Genomic DNA, 17,750 nt, shown 5'->3' with positions numbered 1-17,750 from the left:
GCAAGCGGCAGGCAAACCAGCTGGCGGCCATCTACTTCAAGGAAAACCGGTTTCAGGCGACTGCGCAGATCGTCCTGCCGCCCCGCTTCCGCGATATCAACGTCGGGGAATGGGTACGCTGGAATTCCGCCCGGTTCGGTGAGCGCACCTACATCGTGCAAAGCCGCTCGATCCGGGCGCTCGACAGTGACGGGCCGCGCAATGTCTCCCTGTCTCTGCAGGAGCGGGATGGCTCGATCTATGCGAAGACCGGCGTTCAGCCGGCCGTGGTGCCGATCCCGAACGGGGAGCCGGTCTATCTGAATGCCCTGCAGGACTGGCGGGTGATCGCAGTTCTGGCACAGGCGGCCGACAGCCGCACGATCCCGGCGTTTCGCCTGTCCTGGTCACCTGTCGAGGATGTGACCGTGACCGCGGTCGATTTCCAGTGGTGGCTGAAGGATGCGCCCGACAACCGGTTCAACCGGCGCATCGGGGCGGACGTGACCTTTGCCCTGCTGCAGGAAGGGATCATCAGCAACGCCCCTTACGTCTTCCGCCACAAGCTGGTGGCGGATCGTCCGACGAACTGGTCGGCCGAACAGGAGGTGCGGGCGCTGGATGGCGGCAACGCCGATCTCGATGTCGGCCTGTCGAACCTGCAGCGGGATGTGAAGGACCAGTTTTCACGGCTGTTTGCGGAGTTTGATGATCTGCGGCCGGTCCTCGAGCGACTGCTGACCAACGAGCAGCTGAGCGGGGCCTCCACGGAAATCATGCGCCGTCACCTGTCACGGGAAATCGACAATGCCAGCGCGTCCTTCGCTGAGGATATCAGCGTGGTAACGGGCGAGCTTGCGGCAGCCGTGACACAGGTGACCGCCCTCGATGCCGCGTTCGAACAGAACAAGGCGAGCGTGCAGGAGGACCTGGCGGCCGTCGCCACGGACGTGAGCGCGCTTGCTGAGGCCGCACAATCCCTGACGGCTTCGATCAGTGATCTGAGCGTGCAGGGCAAGGTGCGGTTCGGGGTGGCAGCCAGCCAGGCCGGTGTCGATGCCCGCTTCTCGGTCGCCATCCGGGCGGATGCGGCGGGCGAGTTCAAGGAAACCGGGCTTTACCTGGAACTCTACACGGCCGGCGGCGTGCAGCGCTCGCGCTTTGCCGTCGCGGCAGATCAGTTCGTGGTGACGAATGGCGTGGCGGGCGCCCTGCCGCTTGTCTTCGAAAACGGCGAGTTGAAGCTGCAGGTGGCAAACATCGGAACGGTGACCGCCGGCGTCATCCGGTCGAACAATGGCAAGTTCGTCATCGACGCGAATGCGGGGACGATCATCATTTCATCGTAGGGGATGAGGGTGACAAAAACTCTGATCGGGCTTGATTACGAAGGCGTCGGGTGCGTCAAGATCACCAAGGGCAGTCTCGATCCGGCGACCACCCCGGACAGCGAGGTGGCTGCCTTCTACTATAATTCGAAGTGGTCGAAGGACGTTAACGTCGACCTCTTCGTCAACCCCGACAAGTTCACGTCGAACTTCATCGAAGGGGGCGCGAGCTACGCCGATGCAACCCATATCGGTTTCCTGCCTTTGTTCAGCACCACCAACTTCAACTACAACTACTATCGGAAATCGTATTTTCCGGGCCTGGCCTACAACATGCCCCTGATGGACTATAAGCCCATCGACTACGCAACGGGACGCTTTCAGACGAACAGGGTGATTCAGTCTCTGGTCGGCTACGAGCGGCGCGGCGGGCTGTGGTCGACACGCAATCTGTCCTGGTACAACAACGCCTATTTCACCAACATCTCCCCCTCGGTGACGTTGGAATATGGCGTCTTCTTCCAGTCTCTGTTCGAGGTGCCGGAAGGCTCCAGCTTCGGCGAGCGGGCCTCCATCCTCGTCTGGAATCTGCCCGGTGACAGCAGTCCGATCATTGACGGAACGCCGATGGCACCTGTGAGCGGACAACGGCAAATCGAAATCAACGCGGCGGCCTGTCGCGTCTCCAAGCCGGGATATGACGTCAGGACGGCAACGTCGACACAGCTGGCGTTCGACAGTTCGAAACGTCCGCCAAAGATCATTGCGGCCAATGATATCCTCATCCCGGCCGGCTACTCCGAATATGACACCGGGCTGGAGCTGCCACCGGGATGCGTGATCGATGCTGCCTTCTATCCGGAAGGGTCCACGGTCTATTATCCCTGCAATCCGCAGAACGTGGAATTCGGGGCCGAACACTGGATTACCGGCTCGAAAATCGCGTTCAATGCGAATGCGGCGTGCCGGGCGCGCTTCATCGTCGTGTCGCCACCTGCGGCAACGCAGACGGCAGGGCAAAACAGTGTGCTGCGTCAGTTCGAGCAGGGTGGAACCAATGTCGTCCAGTTCCTGCGTCCTGGCGCCGGAGAGGAGCCTTCCTTCGGGGATATCATCCTGGACAGCCGGTGGCCCTGTCTGCAGATGATCGCGGAAGGCTATATTCCCGTCGGCAATGGAGAGCTGCAGCACCCCGTCGCGATCAATTCCGATGGTCTCTTCCCGATCGTCAAATTCATGACGGTTCATGGGAGTGGAGGCAGCACCAAACCGGTTCTGCCGACCTCCTGGGGCGCTGAGGTGCGCAGCCCCAAGGTTGCGCGCAGTGCCGTTTACCGGGTGGGATGGACGAATGTCATCACCAGCGGGGATACGTGCTTCTGCACGGTCACGAACAGTGAAGTCCGGTTCTTCACCTTCCGGGGAAACCCGATCGGACAACGATACGCCAATGGCGGTGCGGTCGATAACAACCAGATCACCTACGAATACGATCCCGCTCCCATTGTGGGAATTCGTTATTTTGTCTTCGGCGTTCCCGCCGAATAGCCGCGAGGCATTGCCGGACGATCCAAGGTCCGCGCCTCCCTGACAGGAAATCCCATGGCATCCTACTATTGCGAAGGCACGGTGACGCTGGTCGCCGGCAGCAAGGCCGTGGCCGGAAACGGCACGGCATGGCAGACCGCCCTGATCAGCGGTGGAAACATCATCGTCGAGGCGGCCGGCAATGTGCTGCCGATCGCCAGCGTGGACGCCGACAATCTGATCACGGCCGAACTGGCCTGGTCCGGCGCCTCCGGCACCTATTCGTATGCGATCCAGCGCGACACGGCCTATCTGAAGACGCTGGACACCAACAGCCAGAACCTGGCCTATCTGCTGGCGGAGCTGCGGCGCGGCACGATCTTCAAATATGATGTCGCAGGTCCCTTGGACGGCCGTTCGGTCTATGACGGCCGACAAGCCGGCTTTGCCTATCTGGCCACCGATCCCGGCGCGGTGGGCGAAGAGGACAGCAGCAAGCTCTATGTCAAGCTGTCCGCGACGGCCGGCGACTGGGCTGGACCGTTTGCCTATGGCACTGGTCCGCAAGGTGCCAAGGGCGAACCCGGTCCCTATACGGAAATCATTGCGGGCAATGTGCAGACGCTGGCCGCCGGACAGCCTGCATCGGTAACGCGGCGGCAGATTGACGCCGACACCGTGGCGCTGGACTTTGCCATTCCCAAGGGCGCAGACGCAACGGGCGACGTGACCGGACCATCCGGCGCCACGACCGGCAGGCTTGCCGCCTTCGACGGTCAGACAGGCAAGGTGCTGAAAGACAGCGGCGTCGATGCCGCGTTTGTGCCGCAGCGGGTGCGTGTACGGGTGTTCACGGCATCCGCCACCTATGTCCCGGACCCCAATATGTCCTTCGCACTCCTGGAGTGCTGGGGTGGCGGTGGTGGAGGCGGGGGCGCCGCGCAAACCGCCTCCGGCACGATCAATGGCGGGGGCGGGGGCGGCTCCGGCGGAAAATCAATACGGTTCGCCTCGCGGGCCGATATCGGCGCATCGCAACCGGTCATCATCGGCGCGGCGGGCAGTGGCGGAGCGGCTGGCGCGAACCAGGGTGGTGCCGGCGGGTCTACCTCGGTCGGCTCGCTGTGTGTCGCCAATGGCGGCGCTGGCGGGTTGGGTGCTGCGGCTCAAGGATCGGGAGCGGGGGGCGCTGGGGGCACTGGTGGAACCGGGGACCTCATCGTTCCTGGCTGCGCGGGCATCATTGGCAACCGCTTTGCGTCAACAACATCGATCACCTACGGCCGGTTTGGCGGTGATGGTCTCCAGGGCGTCGGCTTCGGTGGCGCGCTGGTGGCCGGCAACGCAGGAACGGCCGGTTCCGGCTACAGTGCGGGCGGCGGCGGTGGATCGGATTACAGCGGTGGCGGAAACAAAGCCGGCGGCAATGGCGCGCCTGGTCTCGTCATCATCACCGAATACTGCGGGGTGTCATCGTGATTTACATCAGGATTCTCGACGGTGTCGTTGTCGATCGCGCCCTGTTTGAGGACGCCATGCCGGACGACTGGCCGGACAGGGCGGCCTGGATCGAACATGAGACTGCGCAAATCGGATGGCGTCTGGAGGCAGGCACCCTTCTTCCGCCTGCGGCAGACGCCACCGCTCCGGCCCCAGCCGTGGACGACTATCGCCTCGCCATTCAGGCGGTTCTCGATCAGGCAGCACAGGCGCGCCGTTACGATAGCGGCAACAGCCTGGCTTCCTATGCCGCGTCAACCAATCCGCAATGGTCCAGTGAAGCACAGGCCTTCATCCGCTGGCGCGACCAGGTGTGGGCCTATGCCTATGCGGAACTGGCGAAGGTCGAGGCGGGCGAGCGAGAGCAGCCCGGCATTCTAGAGTTTCTGCATGAGCTGCCGGCCGTCGCGTGGCCGGCGGCCTGATTTCCATCCGCGCGACTGCACATTTCCCATCATCGCCATAGGAGGCATTCTTGGCCGTAACCAGCATCTCCCCCGCTGGGAGGGCTTTCGTGCGCCTGCACGAAGGCAATCCCCTTACCTGCTATCTCGACGCCCGCAAGATCCCGACGATCGGGACCGGCTTCACGCTGCGCAGCGACAGCTGCCGGCGCGAGCTGGCACGGATCGGCATCACCAAACTGGTGCCTGGCAAGACGAAGATTACACCCGAACAGTCGGATGCCATTCTCGATAGGGTGATGGCCGCTGAATATGTGCCGGCCGTCGTGGCCAACAGCCCGGCCGACCGCAGCCAGCATCAGCTCGATGCGGCGGCAAGCGCCTGCTTCAATCTGGGCGTCGGCGCCATGAAATGGGAATGGGCCAAACTCTGGCGGGCGGGCAAGCTGAAGGCGGCGGCAGACTACCTCGGCAGCCATTACAACACGGCTGGCGGCAAGCGGCTTTCCGGCCTGGTCCGCCGGCGCCGGGAGGAGGCCTTGCTGTTCGACCAGGGAATCTACACGGGTATCGACACGCCCCCTCCGGAAGGTGCGCCACGGGCGGCAACCGAGACAAAGCCGGCGGGGCAAGATCCCGTCGTGCGTGAGGCGCAGGAGCTGCTCACCGCAGCCGGCCTCAATCCAGGTGCCATTGACGGCTGGATGGGCGAGAAGACCAAAGCCGCCGTCGTCACCTATCAGCGGGCGCATCCGCACCTGGTGGCCGATGGCATTATCGGGCCAGCAACGCTTTCGCAGCTTCGGCGCGATGCAACGGCCGCCCGCGAGGCGCTGACGAAAGCCGGCAGCAGCGGAGCAGGGACAGCGGCTGCCGCCTGGGCGGCGGGTCTGCCCTGGGAATGGGTGGCCGTTGGCGCTGTGGTCATTGTCCTTGTCTACGTTGCCTATCGCAACCGCGATGTGATCGCCCGGCGCTTCAGCACCTGGCGCGGCAAGACGGTCGAGGTGTGACATGCCGGCGACCGTCAAAATCGCGGCCGTCTTGGCGGCTCTCTCCATCCTTGGCGCCTTCGGCATCTGGTTCTGGAAACAGGCCGGCAATGACGCGCGCATCTCCATCGAAAGGCAGGACAATGCAGCAGGTGACAATGCCGATGATGCTCGCGCTCGTTTCGACGCTTGCGCTGACGGCCTGTGGGACTACGGCGCCGGCAAGTGTCGCGGGACTTCGGCGCGTGGTCGGAACTGATCTCATCGGCGCCCGTGGGGCAACGCCTGCCGATCAACGAAAGATCGACCGCACCGTCGTCGGCCTCTGTGCCGCGACCGTCTGGTCGAAGCCCGAATGTGCCGCACACGGGGAGGGGAGGCTATGAGCCAAGGCTATCTCGGCCCCGGCATCTGGATCCGCCTTCGCCATCGCTTTGGCCCGCGCATGATGGAATGGATGATGGCCGGCCACATGATCATGTTCGGCTGGGTTCTGCTGTTGCCGGCCGAGACATTCAATCAGCCGCAGTTCTGGGCTTTCCGCGATCTTGTCCCCTCGGAAGATTGCCTTGGCTGGTCGATGCTGCTGATCGGCTGCCTGCGCATCATTGGCCTCGTCATCAATGGTGCGCGCGAACGGGTGACGCCGCAGATCCGCCAGCTCTCGGCCGCCATCGGCTGCGTCATCTGGTCGGGCATTTCCTATGGCTTTGCCTCCTCCGATGTCGCCAGCACCTGGCTTGCCGTCTACCCGCTGTTTGCCCTTGGCGAGCTGATCAACATTCATCGCGCAGCCCGCGATCAAGGGGAAATTCGCAATGGAACAACTGGCTAATCTGCCGCCACTTGCTCTCATGACATTCGGCGCAACGATTGCGGTCATCTTCGCCGTTCGCCACCTCGGCCTCATGCAAGGGACTCGCACGTCGCCGGCAACTTCCCCAGCAGCTGCCCAGGTGGCAGCCGTGATTGTCGACCCAACCGCACTCAACCGTGCAACGGCTGCCTTGGATGAGCACACGGCAGAACTTCATCGATTTGCAGAGATCGCAGAGCGATCGGCTCGTGCCCAAGAGATTTTGGGAATGGAGCTGGGCCGAATTCGCGAGGAGCTGCGCATCGAGCGGGAGCTACGCAGGACTGCTCGATGGGACGAAACCTAACTGGCGCACAGGCGCCATCAATAAAATGGATGGGAATGATGGCAACTCAATTGATTGCTACGGGTACTGGTGCTGCCTCATCGGCCGAGTTTGTCTTGGCTGCGGGTGAGGTCGCTACTGTTTGCCTGAAGGATGCGACACTGACGGCCAAGGCCAACGTGCAGCTTAAGAATGATGCTGGCGGATGGGTGCGAATTGGCGAGCTGCTATTCGCTGCCCCGGCCGTTAGCATTTCCTCACCCGGAACTTATCGACTCGCCCGTATCTCGGGCGAATGTGGGGTGTTCCGTGCTTAGCCGCCGCCTGGTCTCTCACGTCTTGCAGCCTGTCGCGCGGCACGTTGGATCGGCCCAGTGCACCCCCACTATGGGTGGTGTTCCGCCCGGTTACACCCGCAGCACCATTGATGGCGTCCCCGTCACCTATCTCGGCCGTTCTGTCTACGACAACGGCGTCAACATCATCTATTTGTGAGGCGACCGATGGGCGAGCTGATCCCCAATCTCAATAATCGATACCTGCAGCGCGGGCGTGCGCGGGCGCCGACGATCAATGACGACAGCACCAAGGGCTATGCCGTGGGTGATCACTGGCAGGCTGGCGGCACTGTGTGGGAGGCGCAGTCCGTCGCGTCTGGCGGCGCGATCTGGAAGCAGGTGATCGGCGCCGGTGCGCGGCCCTATGAAATCCTGGGGGCGTCCGTTGTCGCGGGCATCGGCGGGCTGGCGCAAATGAGACGCGGCTATACCGGCGCGGCGTGCGACATCTCCGCGACCATTGGCGGCTCCACGGTGACGGCCACCATCAATATTTTGTCCAATGGGCAATTTGACGAGGCCACGCTCGGCACCTACTACAATATGCGGGATGCCGGCACACATATCGTGTGCACGAAACTCTACAATCAGGACGCATCGGGCAACGATTTTGTCCAAAGCGGCTCCCTCGGCATGGCCAAAATCTGTTGGGATGAGGTGCTGCGCCGCTTTGTGCTGACGCGCACTTTCGGGCTGTCGAATACCATCGAGACGCTGGTGCTATCCGGCGGCGCATCTTTTACGTCGTCCGACTGCGCGGCGGTTGTTTTTGGGCGGTGCGCTGGGTCATCTATGGATGCTGGCACAGGTGTGCCGTTCGCATTTGGCTCGTGGGGCACTGCGTATTACGCAGTCGGCACACGCCCATTGCAGACGGGGACGCTGTACGGTGGACTGCAGACGACAGGCAGTACCGGCTCTCAAAAGCCGTTTTCGCCGCGCATTGCGTTTGACGCGGCACCTATGGTCATGGCATTTCGCAGCTACGGGACCACGGAAACGCTGCACGTCAATAACGAGATTTCCACCACGACGGGCTACCGGCCTCTGTACACCCTGACAGGTGCCTACATCAATGGCCCGGATAACGCGACATTCGGAAACCCATTGCACGCCGTGGGTTACATCCTTTGCAAGGCCGCTCCGACAGTCGCCCAGATATCTCTCGTCAAGGCGGCGCTCTACGCTATGATCGATGCGCGCCCGCAGTCGCGTGATTTGGTCATGATGATTGCTGATAGCCGTGGCGCGGGGTCAGGCGGGACGTATCATTCGCTGCCTGCATGGCTCACCAAGCACATGGCAAATCCGGCGCGTGTCATCTCAATGACGCAGGGGGGGAGCACATCAACGCAGCATCTGGCGGCTGCCCCGACACTGTCCGTGGACATGTATTCGGCTACCCGCCAAAATGTCGTAGTGATTGGCCCGCTCGGCACCAATGACTATGCAACGCTGACTCCTGCTCAAACATACGCAAACCTGCAAGCAATTGCTGCGATCTATCGTGCGGCTGGATGGAAGGTCGTCGCACTGGCCGAGATGTCCTCGACCAACGCGAACCACAATACCCATCAGGCTGCAGTCCGAGACCTGATCCTCGGCGGCGATCAGACGTGGTTTGATAGGTTGGTCAATGTGGCAACCATCCCCGCCGTCATGCTACCGGGCAATACATCGTATTATGCTGATGGCTTGCACGAGACTGATCTTCTGCAGGATGCCATGGCGTCGATGATTGCGGCGGCGGCAGACGAGTTACTGGCCGCGTAACCACCTCATCATCATGTGTACGTGCCGGCAGGCCAGGAAACGAGCCTGCCGGCGTCGTTTCTAGGTCTCGCAGAAGGCGTCCAGCGCAAAGCGATCAGCCACAATGCGGCCGGCATTAGCTCGCGGATGGACATAGGTTTCGAGAAAGACTGACGAGCTGCGCCAGTCACCTGCCGCCATTGCGGTGCGCACATCCATGCCAAGCTCTATGGCTCTTGTCGCAAAGGTGTGGCGGCCGCAGGTGTGTGGCGGCTTGTACGGGATACCGGCGCGCTCGCAGACGGCCCGTATGCGCTCGTTGACGCTATGCCGACTGGTATAGCGGAAGACACGCTCCTGCGCTCTGGCGGAACCTCTGAGGTCTCGCAGGCGGCCGGCAAGTTCGTCGGTCAGGTATCGCATCGAGTTGGTGGATGTTTTTGTTTTGAGAAGGAGCGCAGTGCGCGCCGTCAAGTCCACCTCTGACCAGCATAGCGCAACCGCCTCGCTGATCCTGGCGCCGGTTTGGGCCATGAACAGCACGACGGCCGACAGGTGCTGCAAACCGTCCTTGTCGGCCTGGCGCGCGAATGTGTGTAGCCAGACCGGCGATGCGGGTTTCGGCCGAGCCGTTCGATCTTGTTTGAACCGCCGCACGCGAATGAGCGGGCACCATCCACGGTCATAGCCGTGCATCATGACGGCTCTTGCCGGTGTGATGGCCTGCCTGTTGCGCGTGGCATTGCTGTGGGCGGGGTAAATGCTTTCCGCCATTTTGCGGATATCGAACGGGTGAATCGATGTCAGGGGCCGGCCGGCAAAATAGGCGACGATTGGGGCCATGTAGCGAGCCTCGCCGCCATGGGCTAGATAGCTTTCAGCTGCCTGCTCAAACGCGACAAAGTAATCTGATTGAAGATTGCTGCCATCATTGTTGATGACGTAACGATTGCTCGTTACACCTGATATAGCCATCTGACACCTCACTTGTGTTGGGCTGGTTAGAGCCTACTGGCTGCTGTAACAGCTGGTGGGCTCGCACAATCTATGCGGGCTAAACTATTCCTTAAAGCCGTAAATGCCGGATAGCTGGAATAGGGTTAATGTCAGAGTACTAGAACGTGAAAAGCCGCCTGGAGCGATCCGGGCGGCTTTTTTCGTTTGCGGTGGTGGGGAAATTCCCCACCTTATCGCTGGCTTGCCTTATACAGCGCCCAGGCCTCTTCGATGATTACGCCCTGAACGACGCCGCGCCTCGTTGCCTCGTTAGCGATCTCCTCCGAGATGTGAGGCAGCACCTTCGCATGCACCTGGCCGGTGCGCTCGCTCTTCTTGCGGCCCGGCTTCCCACGCGGCGAGCGATCCACAAAGCCCCTCGCCTCCCCTGCTGCATCCACTTTGGCAATGTCCGTATCGGCTGCAGGTTTTGGCGTTCTTCGAAGCGCCCCCAGATCCAGCTTGAAATCACTCATTGCAGTGCCTCCGTCAGTCGCTTGTAGACAGCCATTGCGAACGCCTCGGCATTCTCGATCGCGGCGGCCATGTTGCCCTGCTTTTCCATGGAATGCAGGTTGCCGCCGAATTCGAACAAGGCTGAGAATGCAGCCCGCTCCATGAGCGGGGGCTCGATAATGTCGATGCCGGCCTCCCGCAATGAGGTCTCAATTCCGGTCTGCTGCTTGGAACGGATGGCGCGCGTCATTGTGAACACAACGGCATGGGCAATCTTGCGGTTGATTGCCTCCTCCTCCTCGGCGATGAGCTTGAGCGACTGCGCGCCGATTTTCGCGTCCAGTGTTGTCGCGCGCATCGGGATCAGGACCAGGTCGGCCTGCGATATGGCGCGGGACACCATGCGGGAGGCCACGCCCTCAAGGTCTACGATGACCACGGCTCCATCCACGTCATACTGTTTGATCGTTTTGACGATGCTCGATTCAGAGACGTCATTCAGCGCGCGGACGTTTTCCGGCAGGGTTCCCAGATCCGCCCAGATGCTCAAGGAACGGTTGGGGTCGCAATCCAGCATGGTGACAGGCACGCCCTTATGGGCAAGCTCGGTGCCCAGCAGAACGGCCGTGGTTGATTTGCCAGCACCGCCCTTGGACGATGCCACGACGACAACGGGCATGGGGTAACCTCCGGTTCCTTAAAAATCTGATTTGTGCAATTATCCGATATTAGTTTATATCAGATTAATATGTAAATCCGGTAACAGATTTAATCGGATATGAGAAAATACCGGATTAACGAACAAGGGAGGCTGACCGGCTCGCTTTTACCGGATTAGATAAAATACCGGGTATCCGTACAAACCGGATATCCAAACAAATCCGATATATAAAAATCGAAACACCACGGTCCATCGTAGTTGGCGAGCGAGCAAGCGATCTCCCTTCCTGCTATGGCGCCTGCTTTGCCCTTGCCCGAGCCTGAGGGAAGTGATCGTAGAACGTCACACGACTAACACCCAGTCGCCGCGCGATCTCAGCAACGGATATGTCGCCGGCCGCAAGCATCGCCCTTGCTGCACGCTTGTCGTCTTCCGTGAGCTTAGAGGGCCGGCCACCTTTACGGCCACGGGCGAGAGCCGCCTTCAGGCCTTCCATGGTGCGCTCGCGGTTCAAATCGAGGAAGTATTCGGCCATAGCGCCATGGATCTGCAGGAAGAACCGCCCCTGGGCGCTCTCGCTATCCAGTTCCTCGGTCAGGCTCCTGAACTTGATCCCATCGGCGCGGAGCTTGTCGATCGTCCGCATCATCTCGACCAGGGAACGGCCGAGCCGGTCCAGCTTCCATACGACCAAGACGTCATCCGGCCGAAGATAGGCGAGGGCGGCCTCCAGTTCCGGTCGACGGCTGCCGGCCTTGCCTGACTTCTTCTCTTCAAAGATCTTCTCGCAGCCGGCACGCGTCAGCGCATCCCTCTGCATGTCGAGGTTCTGATCAGCAGTCGAAACGCGGGCGTATCCAATCTTCATGTTAGGAAACATCCTTCAGGATCGTTTTCCTGTCAATTGATTTCCTAACATAGTTTTCTAACAAAAAAGCCCGCTTTCGAGGCGGGCCAACCTGGGTGAGGGGATAGTGTAAGGAAAACGGTCGATTGGCGGACAGGTGGGGCCGGTAAAAGTTCGGCCTTATCCCCGAAGGAAGGCGGAGGGCGCATGGGCTCCCTTGATTTATGCTTGTTACGACGTATACCCCCTCGCATGGCTTTGAGACATGCGAGCGCAAGCTCCCCCTCATTGTCACCGGAAAAGCGAGGGCTTGTCAGAAATGGCGAGCCCTTTTCTATTCGTCGTCCCGTTTCCGCGCATGAGACGTAGAATATTTTTCTACCGTCCCCTCCGCCTTAATTCTTCCTAAGCCCATTGCGGCCTCTCCGGGTCTGATGTTGGTGCTATTTTGCTGTTACGGTGCAGCCCGAACCGCACTTTACGCGGTTCGGAACCGCCGCAGGGACGCGTTAGCGGCCCGAACAGCGGCGACCGCTTATTATAAAAGATGTTTAGTGCGGGGTTCTGTCCGAATAACGGATTCACGCTCTGGCTCTGGCAAAAGGTTGAGGAGCATCCGGGCGCGTCTTCCGGCAAAGGTTTCCGTCTGGGCAAGCCACTCCAAGCCATCACGGCCGATGCGCTGGAGTTCATGCTCTGCCTCGGCCGTCATCTTCTCCAGATCCGCCTGGGCGCGATCCTCGGGGAGAGGGGGCTTGTCGCGGGCAAGGGCTTCCTCGGCCTGCCTTGGCAAGGCAAGGCGATAGGCGTTGCTTGTCTGCTGCACCTGGGGGCCTGCGCTGTCGTTGTGGGTGGGCACATAGCGGCGCACCCAATCAAGAAAGCCATGCCGGCGCAAAGCGGTGAGCGCCTTCCAGACGGCATCCCGCGAGCGGCAAAGCTTCTGCATGATCGTGTCGATCGACGGCTCAAGGCGGCCGCTGCGGTAATCCACGAGGTTTGCCATGTATTCCAGAACCTCGATCGCCACGGCACCCAAGGGGCCGCTTTTCCTGCCGGGCTGCTTATGGGCCTTTTCGAAGCGCTTGGCCGCCAGCACGATCCGCCATGCGGTCTTGCGGTCGATCGCGCGCCAGAAGCCGGCTTCACATTTTCCCTTCAGGCGGGAATTCCGGCGCACAGGTGCGCCCGTGCGATGGCTCTGCCCGTGGGCAGGCGCCGCATGCATTCTTCCAAACATCGTCCGTCCTCGTCTTGTCGAGGGCATTGATCGGCAAAAAGCTACGCGTTCCCGCAAGATGCCATCTTGCGAGTCTGCCAACTCTGGACTATGTTGGAGGCCGACTGTTTATTTCGGTTACCGAACATAGTTTCGCTGATCCAAAAAACCCTGCCGCGCCAACGGCGGGGTTTTTTATTTATGCCCTTATGGTCTCACGTTTCATCCTCACTGGCATAACCGGGTGACTGGCGCTCATATTCTGCACCAATGATCCTTGTAACCTGATTTGGCGGTTGCGCCATAGCAGGTCGGCATTGGTAACATGATTCCCGGTTTCGCCGTCTCAACTTCTGCGCTGTCAGCCTATAGCCTCGGCCGGTGCGTGTTCATGCCCTCCGTTACGGGCATGAAACCCCGCCAGCTGATTGACGGCCTTGACGATCAGGAGGGCGATTGCCTCGGCCTGGTCGTCCGGCCGGTTGCTGTTGCTGTCCACCGTCAGGACATCCATGCCGTGATCGTCCAGGATGACGACCTTCTCTTCTTCGCAGACCCGCAGGGGGAGTTTCACTGCCTGATGCGCGAAGGCTGCAATGATGAAGGGATCGGCGCCCGGGGCAATTGCGGCGGCAGTATTTCGTGTATCGCTCATTGCTCGGTGACCTTCTCGAAGTGGGCAGAATCGTCTTTGACCACGAAGCGATAGGGTGTGCCCTCGTCTGACCAGTAATAGGCTTCGATTTCGTAGCTGCCTCCACGTTCAACCGCATCACTCTCCACAAACTCCTGAAGGGAGCTGCTGAGGGTGTCTCCCTCAAGGTCACCTTCGAGCATGAAGCAGTTTGCTTCGGCCGGAATTCCCGGCGGAACGTCAAATGAGCCATCCTCGGCAATGTGGAGGGTGTAGAGCCCGTGGTGGCGGTGCTCGATGAAGCGTATGACGTCGCCCTGTTCCAGGGGCTGGACGTAGTAGGACTTCTCCTCGTCCACGACGTTCCAACCAACCGGATAAAGCTGGAAGCCCTCCGCTGTCTTGCGGATGAACGCATCGGGGCTTGATTGCGGTGGCGGGATTATCTCGTCGGCCCAATTTTCGGGCAGGAATTTCGTTTCGCTCACTTGTCGAGTCTCCTTAGGAACCGGATATGCCTGACGGCGCCAGCGTGGCAGCGCTGCGCGTCACGTTCTGCCTTGAGGGAATTGGCGGCCGTCAGGGTGACGGATGCACCGTTGGTGAAAGTGACCTTGAAGAGGGCGCCTCTGGGCTTCGGGCTGGCTTGCGTATTCATGCCGGATCACCTGCTGCATCCGATGCGGCGTAATAATCCGGCCGGTGCGCCAGCTCGGCCTGAGTGAACATCTCGGCAAAGAGCGGAAAGCGCTTTTCCATTCGCCTCTGGAGGTTGCGCACTCTTGCGCGTGCCTTGGCCTCGCGGCTCCAGCGGCGGATTGGCTTCTGGGTGACCAGCTCCCAGCCGATCGAATAGCCGGAGCCAGGCACGAAAATCTCCATGATCTCCTCCGGGCAGGGCGCTCCGCGCGGAACAAGAATGGCCTTCAGGACGCGTGGCCCCGGCGGAGGAACGTCCGGCCGGCGCCACGCGAGGGTGTAGCGAGCCATGTCCATTATCGATCACCCGCCATACGATGACGGCGGGCAAGCCAGTTCGGATCGGCCATCGCGGCAATCTGCATGGATGTTGCCGGCAGGCTGATGCCGTGCACGGTGATTTTCTTCGGTGTCCAGTCCGGCTTATCCTGCTGAGTGGACTTCGCAGATTTGGCAGGTCTGGTCTTCTGTGCTGATTTGCTGGTCATGGTTGCCTCTCCATCCGTTCCGGAAGCCGCCTCAGGCGAGGAGGCGGAGACCGGAGCGGATGATCAGGCTGCCTTGTGTGAGGCCAAGCGCGCCTTGTGGGCGTTGTGTGCGGCCAAGCGATTGGCCCGCTCGCGCGCCTCAGCCTGATAGATATCAATCTCGGCCTGGCTGAACTGCAAAAGCAGGGTTTCGCGGGTGCAATGGTCGGCATTGGCCATCATGAAGTTCGCCATTTCAGCGACGGTGCGGGCCTTTTCGTTCTTGTTGATGCGCATCTGGGTTCTCCTGTTTTGCTTGAAAGGCCGTGCATGGTTTGCGGCGTGCTCGGCGGTGCATAGGCAAAGTAGGAAAAAACCTATATCGACGTCAATAGGATAATAGGAATTTGCCTACTGGCGGATTTTAGCAGTGGTTGCGCAGGCAAACTTGACACGGGCCCCGATGGGGTTGTCTTGTGACAACCGTACAGCTTTTGCGACTGGGGGAAGTGATGATTGTTCTATACAAGGGCGCGCGATGCCTTCTGGCGGCCGCTGCCCTGACTGCTGCGGCTGGCTGCCAATACAACGCCAAGCCTATGCCTGTTGCCACTTACAATATTTATTCTTCTTACGGCGACAAGCTCGCAGGCAAATATCTTCTATATGTCGATGGAAGCGCCCTTAATAAGCCTATAAAGCCTTCAGATTTTAATTGCTCAGCTCATACTTACCCTCTGGATGTGAACTCAAGCTTCGGAAATTCCGTCCGGAAAACCATGTCAAACTTGGTAAGCGAAATGGAGGTCGTTAATACGCCTGTCGATAGAGGCGAGTTGAGGGCTCGTGGTGCGCGCGGGATTATCATAGTCCGTGGAGAAAGCCTCGACGGTCGCCTCAGGGTGGTGCCTGGCTTCTGGTCGGCCGGTATCGAAACGGAAGTTGAGATCTCGGCGTCGATCGTCGTTGACGGGGTCAACGGACGATTGCTTGGCGCTACAGTGTCTGGCAGTGGCCGCGGCCAGTCCGATGCCGGATTTATGTGTGAGGGTGGCTCGAAATCGATGACCGACTCAGCTGAGGCCGCACTAAAGCAGGTGCTTGGTAGGCTGGGTGAAGCCCTTGTGAATTCCGACCGCGTGCGGACGGGTGTTTCTAGATAGTAAACCGGCCGACATACCTGCCAACAATATGAATCTCGTCCAAGTTCAACTCGCGCTCCAGGTGGCGCGGGTTATCTGATGCTATACGAACACGAACTATCTCGTCGCCTGGTCTGGACGTGACCTCCAGACGCTTGACAATGACGCCTCCGAACTCGTCTGCCAATGCGTAAACTCCAGGAGGAGATGGCACCCGATGGCGCGTATCGACGAAGATCACGTCTCCGTCGCAAATCGTCGGCTGCATTGAGTCACCTTGAACAGGGAAGCAAGCCAGCGCCCCGGCATTGGCTGCCATGCGCTTCACCATCCAATCCGGCAATCGCCAATAGTCTCGAATTGTTTCGCGGGCAAACGTTATGCCATTCTTATGGTCGACTTCTGTTGCGGCGACCCCGCCGCCGCCGAGTCCCGCGACCAAGCTTATTTCCGGAACCATGTCATTTGTTCTGGACCCAGTATGGCCGGCAAGCGCTGGCGCACCTAGTTCCTTCTCTGATATATCAAGTATTTCCGAAAGTCGTGCGCGTACATCCTCTTTGAGCTTCAAGGGGACATTACGCTCCATAAACTGCTGCATGTAGGCTGGATTCTTCCCTAGCTGCTCGGAAATCACCTTGTAGGTGAGGCCGCGCTCTTTGATCCGCTTCAAAATGATTTTGCGTACAGGGTCCATAGGAAACCACTTGCATAGGATTTGACTAATGGCGAATAGGATTGTACCTATCATTAATAGTGATAGTCCTATTGGAGCGCCCTGTGTCGGACGTCGAAACCTTCAAGTTAAAGGTTGAGCAGTATCTGGAGGCCGAAGGCATCAGCCCGACGCTTTTCGGCCGCAGGTTTGCCGGTGATCCACTATTCGTCTTTCAGTTGAGAGATGGTCGTGAGCCGCGAAGTTCCACGCGCCGACGCATTTTGACGGCGATGAGCAAAAAAGAGGCGGGCGAATAATGGGCCGCCGCCGATCGTCAAACCCCCTTCATATCGATGCGCGCCTTTCAAGCTTGGCTGCGCACGTTGCCCGACGCGCTTTCCTCCCGGCGCGTCGGGCGTCCTCTTCGTGTCGTTTGATTTTTGGCCCCTCAATCCATCGCTGATCTGACCGGCACGCTATCGCGCGATGGCGCGCCGTTCACTGAATCCTTTCCCCGCAATTTTTCATTGAACTGGAGGTTCCGGTGCGTCCGTTCTCAGAAGTGGCCTATCTGTCCCTGAAGCGAGCCGTCGAAGTGGCCTATTCACTGGCCGGCGGCGTGTCTCTGTTCGCGCTGACGACGCGCGTTCGTGTCTCGACACTGAGCAAATATGCCAGTGACGGCGCGGACAACCTCGATACCTGCATGCCGATCGACGTGGCGATCGACCTCGACCGGGCAGCACGCCAGCCGGTGGTCACGGCAAAAATGGCGGAACTGCTGGGGTATGACCTGGTGCCACGGGTGCCGCCGGCCGGCGCATCGCGGCGGGTGGTGGATGGTGATGCAGTCGATTTCATGGTCGAGGCCATGGACGTGGTGCGGGCCATCCAGGCGGCGCTGGCTGACGGGCGGGTGAGCCGCGACGATGCCCGGAAGGTCATGGCCGAACTGAGCGACCTGCAGCGCGAGATTGACGATCTCAAGCGCAATATCGGGGAGGGCTGA

Annotated in this window: 25 protein-coding genes; 13 read left to right on the top strand and 12 right to left on the bottom strand. The window is 60.3% G+C overall.

The window, feature by feature from the left end; genetic code table 11:
- From KLP42_RS25255 to KLP42_RS25215, 10 genes are all read left to right on the top strand, one after another.
- A partial coding sequence (locus KLP42_RS25255) for a phage tail tip fiber protein (protein WP_215570803.1) occupies nucleotides 1-1,328 on the top strand: 1,328 nt, incomplete at its 5' end.
- A 9-nt stretch (nucleotides 1,329-1,337) separates the two neighbouring features.
- The gene (locus KLP42_RS25250) at nucleotides 1,338-2,855 is read left to right on the top strand and encodes a hypothetical protein (protein ID WP_215570801.1); all 1,518 of its coding nucleotides are present in this window, start codon (nucleotides 1,338-1,340) and stop codon (nucleotides 2,853-2,855) included.
- A 54-nt stretch (nucleotides 2,856-2,909) separates the two neighbouring features.
- Entirely contained in the window at nucleotides 2,910-4,313 is a 1,404-nt protein-coding gene (locus tag KLP42_RS25245; protein WP_215570799.1) for a glycine-rich domain-containing protein, read from the top strand.
- Nucleotides 4,310-4,759: a hypothetical protein gene (locus KLP42_RS25240; protein ID WP_215570797.1), complete on the top strand. Its 450-nt coding sequence runs from the start codon at nucleotides 4,310-4,312 to the stop codon at nucleotides 4,757-4,759. The genes KLP42_RS25245 and KLP42_RS25240 overlap by 4 nt, the downstream gene beginning before the upstream one ends.
- Before the next feature lie 89 nt (nucleotides 4,760-4,848).
- A complete protein-coding gene (locus tag KLP42_RS25235) occupies nucleotides 4,849-5,751 on the top strand; it encodes a glycoside hydrolase family protein (RefSeq protein ID WP_353844932.1) in 903 nt (300 codons plus the stop codon).
- A 1-nt stretch (nucleotide 5,752) separates the two neighbouring features.
- A complete protein-coding gene (locus KLP42_RS25230) occupies nucleotides 5,753-5,989 on the top strand; it encodes a hypothetical protein (protein ID WP_215570793.1) in 237 nt (78 codons plus the stop codon).
- Nucleotides 5,874-6,116: a hypothetical protein gene (locus tag KLP42_RS27025; protein ID WP_252193262.1), complete on the top strand. Its 243-nt coding sequence runs from the start codon at nucleotides 5,874-5,876 to the stop codon at nucleotides 6,114-6,116. Before KLP42_RS25230 ends, KLP42_RS27025 begins: the two co-directional genes overlap by 116 nt.
- Complete coding sequence (locus KLP42_RS25225; protein WP_215570791.1) at nucleotides 6,113-6,565, top strand: hypothetical protein; 453 nt, start codon at nucleotides 6,113-6,115, stop codon at nucleotides 6,563-6,565. Before KLP42_RS27025 ends, KLP42_RS25225 begins: the two co-directional genes overlap by 4 nt.
- Nucleotides 6,549-6,893 carry a hypothetical protein gene (locus KLP42_RS25220; protein ID WP_215570789.1) on the top strand — a complete coding sequence of 115 codons (345 nt, stop codon included), beginning with the start codon at nucleotides 6,549-6,551 and terminating at the stop codon, nucleotides 6,891-6,893. The genes KLP42_RS25225 and KLP42_RS25220 overlap by 17 nt, the downstream gene beginning before the upstream one ends.
- 482 nt (nucleotides 6,894-7,375) lie before the next feature.
- Nucleotides 7,376-8,983: an SGNH/GDSL hydrolase family protein gene (locus KLP42_RS25215; protein WP_215570787.1), complete on the top strand. Its 1,608-nt coding sequence runs from the start codon at nucleotides 7,376-7,378 to the stop codon at nucleotides 8,981-8,983.
- A gap of 60 nt (nucleotides 8,984-9,043) precedes the next feature.
- On the opposite strand, the gene KLP42_RS25210 is transcribed toward KLP42_RS25215, so the two are convergent.
- The 11 genes from KLP42_RS25210 to KLP42_RS25160 form a co-directional block, all read right to left on the bottom strand.
- Nucleotides 9,044-9,937 carry a tyrosine-type recombinase/integrase gene (locus KLP42_RS25210; RefSeq protein WP_215570785.1) on the bottom strand — a complete coding sequence of 298 codons (894 nt, stop codon included), beginning with the start codon at nucleotides 9,935-9,937 and terminating at the stop codon, nucleotides 9,044-9,046.
- Nucleotides 9,938-10,149: 212 nt separating this feature from the next.
- Entirely contained in the window at nucleotides 10,150-10,434 is a 285-nt protein-coding gene (locus tag KLP42_RS25205) for a chromosome partitioning protein ParB (RefSeq protein WP_215570783.1), read from the bottom strand.
- Nucleotides 10,431-11,093 carry a ParA family protein gene (locus KLP42_RS25200; RefSeq protein ID WP_215570781.1) on the bottom strand — a complete coding sequence of 221 codons (663 nt, stop codon included), beginning with the start codon at nucleotides 11,091-11,093 and terminating at the stop codon, nucleotides 10,431-10,433. Before KLP42_RS25200 ends, KLP42_RS25205 begins: the two co-directional genes overlap by 4 nt.
- Nucleotides 11,094-11,364: 271 nt before the next feature.
- Nucleotides 11,365-11,943 (bottom strand): recombinase family protein, encoded by a 579-nt coding sequence (locus KLP42_RS25195; RefSeq protein WP_215570779.1) that lies wholly within the window; start codon nucleotides 11,941-11,943, stop codon nucleotides 11,365-11,367.
- Nucleotides 11,944-12,460: 517 nt separating this feature from the next.
- Nucleotides 12,461-13,021 (bottom strand): helix-turn-helix domain-containing protein, encoded by a 561-nt coding sequence (locus KLP42_RS25190; protein ID WP_215570777.1) that lies wholly within the window; start codon nucleotides 13,019-13,021, stop codon nucleotides 12,461-12,463.
- 481 nt (nucleotides 13,022-13,502) lie between these two features.
- Nucleotides 13,503-13,796, bottom strand: a complete 294-nt coding sequence (locus KLP42_RS25185) for a hypothetical protein (RefSeq protein ID WP_215570775.1) — start codon at nucleotides 13,794-13,796, stop codon at nucleotides 13,503-13,505.
- Entirely contained in the window at nucleotides 13,793-14,263 is a 471-nt protein-coding gene (locus tag KLP42_RS25180; protein WP_215570773.1) for a hypothetical protein, read from the bottom strand. The genes KLP42_RS25185 and KLP42_RS25180 overlap by 4 nt, the downstream gene beginning before the upstream one ends.
- Entirely contained in the window at nucleotides 14,260-14,433 is a 174-nt protein-coding gene (locus tag KLP42_RS25175; protein WP_215570771.1) for a hypothetical protein, read from the bottom strand. The genes KLP42_RS25180 and KLP42_RS25175 overlap by 4 nt, the downstream gene beginning before the upstream one ends.
- Nucleotides 14,430-14,771 carry a theronine dehydrogenase gene (locus KLP42_RS25170; protein WP_215570769.1) on the bottom strand — a complete coding sequence of 114 codons (342 nt, stop codon included), beginning with the start codon at nucleotides 14,769-14,771 and terminating at the stop codon, nucleotides 14,430-14,432. The genes KLP42_RS25175 and KLP42_RS25170 overlap by 4 nt, the downstream gene beginning before the upstream one ends.
- Nucleotides 14,771-14,962 (bottom strand): hypothetical protein, encoded by a 192-nt coding sequence (locus KLP42_RS25165; RefSeq protein ID WP_215570767.1) that lies wholly within the window; start codon nucleotides 14,960-14,962, stop codon nucleotides 14,771-14,773. The genes KLP42_RS25170 and KLP42_RS25165 overlap by 1 nt, the downstream gene beginning before the upstream one ends.
- Before the next feature lie 63 nt (nucleotides 14,963-15,025).
- The gene (locus KLP42_RS25160) at nucleotides 15,026-15,238 is read right to left on the bottom strand and encodes a hypothetical protein (protein ID WP_215570765.1); all 213 of its coding nucleotides are present in this window, start codon (nucleotides 15,236-15,238) and stop codon (nucleotides 15,026-15,028) included.
- A 179-nt stretch (nucleotides 15,239-15,417) separates the two neighbouring features.
- Between KLP42_RS25160 and KLP42_RS25155 the strand changes: the two genes are divergently transcribed.
- Nucleotides 15,418-16,104, top strand: a complete 687-nt coding sequence (locus KLP42_RS25155) for a hypothetical protein (protein ID WP_353844931.1) — start codon at nucleotides 15,418-15,420, stop codon at nucleotides 16,102-16,104.
- On the opposite strand, the gene KLP42_RS25150 is transcribed toward KLP42_RS25155, so the two are convergent.
- Complete coding sequence (locus tag KLP42_RS25150) at nucleotides 16,097-16,780, bottom strand: S24 family peptidase (protein WP_215570763.1); 684 nt, start codon at nucleotides 16,778-16,780, stop codon at nucleotides 16,097-16,099. The two genes, KLP42_RS25155 and KLP42_RS25150, sit on opposite strands and share 8 nt — an antisense overlap.
- A gap of 83 nt (nucleotides 16,781-16,863) precedes the next feature.
- On the opposite strand from KLP42_RS25150, the gene KLP42_RS25145 reads away from it, so the two are divergent.
- The gene (locus KLP42_RS25145; protein ID WP_215570761.1) at nucleotides 16,864-17,058 is read left to right on the top strand and encodes a hypothetical protein; all 195 of its coding nucleotides are present in this window, start codon (nucleotides 16,864-16,866) and stop codon (nucleotides 17,056-17,058) included.
- A gap of 227 nt (nucleotides 17,059-17,285) precedes the next feature.
- Complete coding sequence (locus tag KLP42_RS25140) at nucleotides 17,286-17,750, top strand: hypothetical protein (RefSeq protein WP_215570759.1); 465 nt, start codon at nucleotides 17,286-17,288, stop codon at nucleotides 17,748-17,750.

The sequence above is a fragment of the Rhizobium sp. CSW-27 genome (assembly GCF_018760785.1).
Lineage (GTDB): Bacteria > Pseudomonadota > Alphaproteobacteria > Rhizobiales > Rhizobiaceae > Neorhizobium.
This window is presented reverse-complemented; position numbering and strand designations above follow the sequence as displayed.

Excerpts from the sequence above, each read along its gene's own strand:
- KLP42_RS25185 (WP_215570775.1), bottom strand. The coding sequence starts at position 13,796 with ATGAGCGATACACGAAATACTGCCGCCGCAATTGCCCCGGGCGCCGAT.
- KLP42_RS25210 (WP_215570785.1), bottom strand. The coding sequence starts at position 9,937 with ATGGCTATATCAGGTGTAACGAGCAATCGTTACGTCATCAACAATGAT.
- KLP42_RS25165 (WP_215570767.1), bottom strand. The coding sequence starts at position 14,962 with ATGACCAGCAAATCAGCACAGAAGACCAGACCTGCCAAATCTGCGAAG.
- KLP42_RS25225 (WP_215570791.1), top strand. The coding sequence starts at position 6,113 with ATGAGCCAAGGCTATCTCGGCCCCGGCATCTGGATCCGCCTTCGCCAT.
- KLP42_RS25195 (WP_215570779.1), bottom strand. The coding sequence starts at position 11,943 with ATGAAGATTGGATACGCCCGCGTTTCGACTGCTGATCAGAACCTCGAC.
- KLP42_RS25205 (WP_215570783.1), bottom strand. The coding sequence starts at position 10,434 with ATGAGTGATTTCAAGCTGGATCTGGGGGCGCTTCGAAGAACGCCAAAA.
- KLP42_RS25200 (WP_215570781.1), bottom strand. The coding sequence starts at position 11,093 with ATGCCCGTTGTCGTCGTGGCATCGTCCAAGGGCGGTGCTGGCAAATCA.
- KLP42_RS25215 (WP_215570787.1), top strand. The coding sequence starts at position 7,376 with ATGGGCGAGCTGATCCCCAATCTCAATAATCGATACCTGCAGCGCGGG.
- KLP42_RS25230 (WP_215570793.1), top strand. The coding sequence starts at position 5,753 with ATGCCGGCGACCGTCAAAATCGCGGCCGTCTTGGCGGCTCTCTCCATC.
- KLP42_RS25245 (WP_215570799.1), top strand. The coding sequence starts at position 2,910 with ATGGCATCCTACTATTGCGAAGGCACGGTGACGCTGGTCGCCGGCAGC.
- KLP42_RS25220 (WP_215570789.1), top strand. The coding sequence starts at position 6,549 with ATGGAACAACTGGCTAATCTGCCGCCACTTGCTCTCATGACATTCGGC.
- KLP42_RS25160 (WP_215570765.1), bottom strand. The coding sequence starts at position 15,238 with ATGCGCATCAACAAGAACGAAAAGGCCCGCACCGTCGCTGAAATGGCG.
- KLP42_RS25175 (WP_215570771.1), bottom strand. The coding sequence starts at position 14,433 with ATGAATACGCAAGCCAGCCCGAAGCCCAGAGGCGCCCTCTTCAAGGTC.
- KLP42_RS25170 (WP_215570769.1), bottom strand. The coding sequence starts at position 14,771 with ATGGACATGGCTCGCTACACCCTCGCGTGGCGCCGGCCGGACGTTCCT.
- KLP42_RS25150 (WP_215570763.1), bottom strand. The coding sequence starts at position 16,780 with ATGGACCCTGTACGCAAAATCATTTTGAAGCGGATCAAAGAGCGCGGC.
- KLP42_RS27025 (WP_252193262.1), top strand. The coding sequence starts at position 5,874 with ATGCAGCAGGTGACAATGCCGATGATGCTCGCGCTCGTTTCGACGCTT.